Genomic DNA, 5,753 nt, shown 5'->3' with positions numbered 1-5,753 from the left:
TGACTATATCAATGAAATCTATGTTGTAACTGAACCTCTGCCCTAACTCTGAGTTGTGCACAAACTTAATGTGATTGCTATAACCTTTGCACTAAAAGACAAGCAGCATATATAGTTACGATTAAAAACAGTTATTGAACAAAATTCGGCCTGCAACGTTCAACAGGCCTTAAGGGAGAGTTAAATGAACTACTGGTTATTTAAAACTGAGCCAGACGAATTTAGCATCGACGATCTGGCAAAAACAGGTGCTGATGGCGAATGTTGGGAAGGTATTCGTAATTATCAGGCGCGCAATTTCATGCGTGATAAAGTGGAGGTTGGCGATAAAGTCTTTATTTACCATTCCAGTTGCAAAGATGTTGGTATCGCCGGAATTGGTGAAATCGTTAAAGAAGCGTTTCCGGATCCCTTTCAGTTTAACCCGACCAGCAAATATTATGATGAAAAATCTACCGAAGAAAATCCCCGCTGGGTTGCGGTGCAGGTTGGCTTTGTCGAAAAATTCGACAGACTTATTCCACTGTCACTATTGAAACAACAGCCGCAACTTGAAGATATGATCTTGGTAAACAGAGGTCGGTTATCGATTCAACCGGTTGAAGAAAAACACTGGCAATTTATCATCGCGCTAAGAAACAAAACCTGAATGTAAACAGGGAGCAAATGCTCCCTGTAAGGTTTATCCGGCAATTAAATGGCGGGTAAATCAAACCAAAGCGCTTCAACCTCATCACCTTGTCCAATCACATCAAGATTGTCTCCCGCTTCCGTCATAAACGCATCACCGGCACTGAATTGCTCACCGTTTGCCGATACGGTGCCACGAACGAGATGTAAATACCCGACGCGATTTGGCGTATGATCGCTGACTTTCAAGGTAAAGCTTTCTCCATCGTCTAGCCGCAATCGAGACAGGCTGGCGTCCTGCTGCATGGTCAGGGACCCGTCTTTGCCGTTTGGGGTTACCAGGGGCGTTAACCGGCCATCTTGGTCAATGCGTTTTTGCTGGTAACCCGGCTGTGTACCAAATACGTTTGGCTGAATCCAAATCTGTAAAAAATTTACCGCCTCTTTATCTGACGCATTGTATTCCGAATGCATGACTCCTCGACCGGCACTCATCCTCTGAACTTCCCCGGCAGGAACGGTATAGATATTTCCAGAACTGTCTTTATGCTCAAGCGCACCAGAAATCACATAGGAAATTATTTCCATATCCCGGTGGCCATGGGTATCAAATCCTCGCCCTGGCTGGACAATGTCATCATTTATCACCCGCAGTACCGACACCCCCATATGTTTGGGATCATAATAGTGTCCAAACGAAAAACTGTGTTGACTGTGTAACCAGCCAAAGTTAACCGTGCCTCTGTCTGCGGCTTTGCGAATGTATTTCATTAGCTGCTCCTTACTATTCGAATCTAATGAAATGAGTTTATTATTCACTTAAACAAATAAAAATTAGCAAAAAATACAAATATCATTCTAATAATTAGAATATATGCCGATTAATCATCAATAATCTGCTCACTGGTTGGCATATTCATGGTCTGATAGCGTAACTCTCCAATAAAATGCCTGGCCGCCGGACCCAATCGATCAGCATCATTAAACATCAGATACAACAGCGCGCTACGCCGTCTTTCCTGTTGCAATGGCAACGGCTTTAGATTGCCACTGTCCAACTCAGCAACGATTGCCGGTAGTGGCAACCAGGCAAACCCTAGCCCTGAGCTGATCATATCGATAGAAGTGCGCATATGACTGACCGTCCAGCGTTGATTGGCACCCAACCACCCCACATCTTTTTGCGCAGAAATTGCTGAGTCCCTGACCACTATCTGCCGATGAGTTTTTAAATCCTGCAAGGTTAACGGCGCTTTCAGGCTATGCAGTGGATGCTCTGGGTTAGCAACGGCAACAAATTCGATTTGGCACAATTCTTCGCTAAACCCTTCTTTTAACGGATATGGAGAAATTGCGATATCAACTTCCGATTTTTCCAGCAATTCACTGGCCCCGGTAAGGACTGATTCCTGTAATTCAATGCGCAGTAATGGAAAATGTTTCGAGGTTTCATCAAGAACCTGGTAGAGAAGCTCCTGCGGAAAAATTTCATCGACGGCAATGCGCAGGCGACTTTCAATACCATCACTGAGACTTTGCGCGACCGCTTCAACTTTACCGGCTTCATCTAATAGAAAATTGGCCCGACGCAGCATCAGTTCACCCGCATCGGTCAGTACCGTTTTTCGGCCCTTGGTTTGTAAAAGTTTGACCCCGAGGGATTCTTCCAACTTATGTACAGCGTGGTGAATACTCGACTGACTCTTGTGAATGGCATTGGCCGCCTGGTTAAAACCGCCATATTCTGCCACTGCCCAAAACATTCGCCATTGTTCGAGAGTTACTTTCAGCATCGTTTGATCCTACCTGGTTGTAGCCTCATATATTCTTATTTATCGATTAATTAATCCATTAAATTGTAATTTAAAATCAAATTTAACGAATTAAAATAGCGTCTTAAATTTGGTTAATACCGCCTGTTATGCACGCGAAGCAGCAAATTGGGTGGAATAGGTGATAAAAGGTGAATCATGATGAATAACAATATCTTGTTAATAAACACTTCGCTCAATGCTGAGCAGGGTAACTCGTCAAAACTGGCAGCACAATTTGTCGCCAATATTCAGGCGCAACGCCAGGTAAATGTCAGCAGGCTGGATCTCAACGCTTTAGCGTTACCACATTTGGACGGTTTAGAAATGGCAGCCTGGATGACGGCAGATAGCGAGCGCAGCGAACAGCAACAGCAATTGGCACAACGCTCAGATAGTTTGATTCAACAAGTGCAGGATAATGATTTAATCGTAATTGGCATGCCCATGTATAACTTCGGCGTCCCTTCGGTTTTCAAAGCCTGGATTGATCGTATTGCTCGTGCCGGTGTCACCTTTCGATATACTGAAAATGGGCCAGAAGGTTTGCTGACAGGGAAAAAAGTTGTCATCGTTGCCGCCCGCGGCGGTGCTTACGTAGGTACCGACCTGGACACGCAGACCGCATACTTGCGCAACGTATTTGCATTCCTTGGTATCAAGGATATTGAGTTTGTTTATGCGGAAGGGCTTGCCATGGAAAACGCCGAACAAAGCATGAATGCGGCGGATAATGCCTTAAAACGTATGGCACAAGAAGTCGCATAACTCCTATCAGCTCATCATCAGGTCATGGCCGATAACCATCGGTCAGGGCCTGAAGGCCTTTAGAGCAACACATTGTACGGTGACAAATACCAGGCAAATAACGCAATGTTAGCCAGAACTGTTATCCAGTATACGGCTCGAAACGACGGCTTTTGGGTTTTATGTCTGAGAATCTGCTGAGCAAAAGCCGCTCCTGGCCAACCACCAATGGTTGAAAGCAAATGCAATGAACTTTCCTGGGTTCTCTTGCCGCCCCGCTCCGACGAGTGTTTGTCGGTCGCATAAGCCAGATAGGTAAACAGGCTCACCCCGAGATAACCTAAAAACATCTCTCTGGGAATCAATCCCGGTAGATAGGCTAAAGCCAACGTCATCATAAATATACTGGCTGGAAACAGCCGCATTAATGTTCCCTGACGCATACGAATTACCTCCCTTGCAGTTCGAATGTTAACGTACCGATTGCCTCGATATTTGCAGGCATTCCTTTAGGTTTGCGTCTCTTGGCCATCGTCATTATTGGCAGGCAATTATCTCGATCCCGCTGGTACAGACTATCCAGCCGATAACGATTGAATTGCACCAAAAAGATGGCTAAGGTGCGCCTGTTAACTTGACATCGATACCATATCGAAATTAACCGGTACCCTTATCTATCTGTTAAATAGCCGTTGGGGGGAAGTTTAGCTAGTTGCTGTTACTTGCTCTGACTCAGTTTCTGAATCTTCAGTAAAGACTTGCCGATGTGCGCGGTTCATGATTTTATCGGCCTGTTCTTTGGTAAATATTCCCAGTTCAATACCCGCCTGCATATAACCTTCCAATCGAAACTTCTGGCGATCGGAAATCTGATTTTGCTTGGTTAATTCAAACATGTTCAACAATTGTTTATTACAAGAAATAAGATATTGATCTTTATCCATGAAACAACATTCCTTGGGATATATTTTTTAAATCTTCTTCAAGATACCCAAAAATACCTTCCTTGAACAGTGTTAATTTATTGTTATTTTTCAATTAACTTACTGAAAACATATTGACATTTCCTGATTGCCTGAATTACGTGCACAGAAATAGAAACGCTGAAACGGTCATTATTGACTACACTTGTGAACAGATTTGTTGAAGAGGTAGGGAGATAAGATGAAGTTTTATTATTATCCCATTTCAACGTACTCGCAAAAAGTGCTGTTAGCCCTGTATGAGAAACAGGTGGTATTCGAGCCACAGTTAGTCAACATTCTCGACTCACAACAGGTCGAAGAATTCCGCGTCATTTATCCACTCGGTAAAATCCCGGTTCTGGTGACGGAGAACCAGCAATTGATTCCTGAATCCACCATCATCATTGAATACCTCGATAGTCATTTTGACTCTGGCACTCGCTTAATTCCAGCCGGTAATAGTGATGAAAATCGACAATTGCGACTGCTTGATAGAATCGCAGACCTATATCTGAATGACTCTATCGTCACCCTGATGTTTGCACAAAATTGCCAACAAGCCGAGATAGACAACGCCAAACGATACCTTATCTATTGTTATCAACAATTTAACGGATTGTTAGAGGGGAATAGCTGGGTTATGGGGCAGGGTTTCACCCTGGTTGATTGCGCCCTGATTCCTCCATTGCTTTACGCGGAGCGGTTTATGCCATTTGCCGATTATGAGCATTTACACAGTTATTTTCAGCGAGCTCAGGAGCGCCCTTCCTACCAAAAGGTGCTGGCCGATGCGCTACCTATGTTGACGTCTTTGGGGATCTGAATTTAATTCACCACCTTTTCGATGCTCTCTGACAGTTGCCTGGTCGCCAGCGACGTAACAATAATGGAAATGCCTGAAAACAGCAGACGTACACCCACCAATATGCCGACCGCCCAGGCTCCGGATACCGGCCAACTTGCCCATATCATTGCCGCAAGAGCCAGGGTAACAATTCCGCTAAACAGCATCCAACCCCAGCCCCGTTGAGGTTTAACCTGAAACGCAACAAACAGGGTGAAAATCCCTTCAAATATGAAATAGACGAGTAATACGATGGTTAACGTCATCAACCCTAACGCAGGCATAACCATCATAAACAATCCACCTAAGGTAGAAATGCCCCCGAATAGAAATTTAAACAAGCCACTGCTGAAACTTTGAGCTTTAAACGCAAACATCAGCTGGACAATACCGGCAAACAGCAAAATCAATCCAACGATCACCGATATACTCATGCCGGTAATCATCGGCGCGACCATTGCCAGGATGCCAAGGATCAGGATAAAAATACCAAAGGCCATGCCGACACGAGATGTATCCTGAATAGCCTCGGACTCAATACTCATAGACGTTCTCCCGAAGTTCATGGAACTATACCAATCACATTGAATTATTGCTCACTCAGTGAGAATTTAAAGGCGTTTAGACAAGGCTTTGATTGCAGAGAATGGTCACTCCATTGTCAAAATCAGTAACGCAGGATAAACGCCTTTAAAACTCACCCGGAGGGAGTTTGTCAGAGGCCCATTTACGGCCCTATATTTCATTAATATAGAT

Annotated in this window: 8 protein-coding genes; 3 read left to right on the top strand and 5 right to left on the bottom strand. The window is 44.3% G+C overall.

Annotated elements, in window-relative coordinates:
* Positions 1–184: 184 nt before the first annotated feature.
* On the top strand, positions 185–649 hold the full coding sequence (locus E8M12_RS08425; protein ID WP_136735707.1) for an EVE domain-containing protein: 465 nt from the start codon (positions 185–187) through the stop codon (positions 647–649).
* Positions 650–693: 44 nt separating this feature from the next.
* On the opposite strand, the gene E8M12_RS08420 is transcribed toward E8M12_RS08425, so the two are convergent.
* Together E8M12_RS08420 and E8M12_RS08415 are read right to left on the bottom strand one after the other, a co-directional pair.
* Positions 694–1,401 (bottom strand): pirin family protein, encoded by a 708-nt coding sequence (locus E8M12_RS08420; RefSeq protein WP_136735706.1) that lies wholly within the window; start codon positions 1,399–1,401, stop codon positions 694–696.
* A gap of 110 nt (positions 1,402–1,511) precedes the next feature.
* Positions 1,512–2,423, bottom strand: a complete 912-nt coding sequence (locus E8M12_RS08415; RefSeq protein WP_136735705.1) for a LysR family transcriptional regulator — start codon at positions 2,421–2,423, stop codon at positions 1,512–1,514.
* Positions 2,424–2,600: 177 nt separating this feature from the next.
* On the opposite strand from E8M12_RS08415, the gene E8M12_RS08410 reads away from it, so the two are divergent.
* Complete coding sequence (locus tag E8M12_RS08410; RefSeq protein WP_246034076.1) at positions 2,601–3,209, top strand: FMN-dependent NADH-azoreductase; 609 nt, start codon at positions 2,601–2,603, stop codon at positions 3,207–3,209.
* Positions 3,210–3,268: 59 nt separating this feature from the next.
* On the opposite strand, the gene E8M12_RS08405 is transcribed toward E8M12_RS08410, so the two are convergent.
* Positions 3,269–3,631, bottom strand: coding sequence for a DUF1294 domain-containing protein (locus E8M12_RS08405; protein WP_169303083.1), 363 nt, complete (start codon positions 3,629–3,631; stop codon positions 3,269–3,271).
* Positions 3,632–3,892: 261 nt separating this feature from the next.
* Positions 3,893–4,132 (bottom strand): hypothetical protein, encoded by a 240-nt coding sequence (locus E8M12_RS08400; RefSeq protein ID WP_136735704.1) that lies wholly within the window; start codon positions 4,130–4,132, stop codon positions 3,893–3,895.
* Between the two features lie 220 nt (positions 4,133–4,352).
* Between E8M12_RS08400 and E8M12_RS08395 the strand changes: the two genes are divergently transcribed.
* On the top strand, positions 4,353–4,976 hold the full coding sequence (locus tag E8M12_RS08395) for a glutathione S-transferase family protein (RefSeq protein ID WP_136735703.1): 624 nt from the start codon (positions 4,353–4,355) through the stop codon (positions 4,974–4,976).
* Positions 4,977–4,978: 2 nt separating this feature from the next.
* Here E8M12_RS08395 and E8M12_RS08390 read toward each other — a convergent pair whose 3' ends face one another.
* Positions 4,979–5,542 carry an HdeD family acid-resistance protein gene (locus tag E8M12_RS08390; protein ID WP_169303082.1) on the bottom strand — a complete coding sequence of 188 codons (564 nt, stop codon included), beginning with the start codon at positions 5,540–5,542 and terminating at the stop codon, positions 4,979–4,981.
* Positions 5,543–5,753: the final 211 nt, after the last annotated feature.

Source organism: Thalassotalea mangrovi (assembly GCF_005116735.1).
Classification (GTDB): Bacteria; Pseudomonadota; Gammaproteobacteria; order Enterobacterales; family Alteromonadaceae; genus Thalassotalea_A; species Thalassotalea_A mangrovi.
Note: the sequence above shows the minus strand (reverse complement) of the source record. Positions and strands in the feature narration are given on the sequence as shown.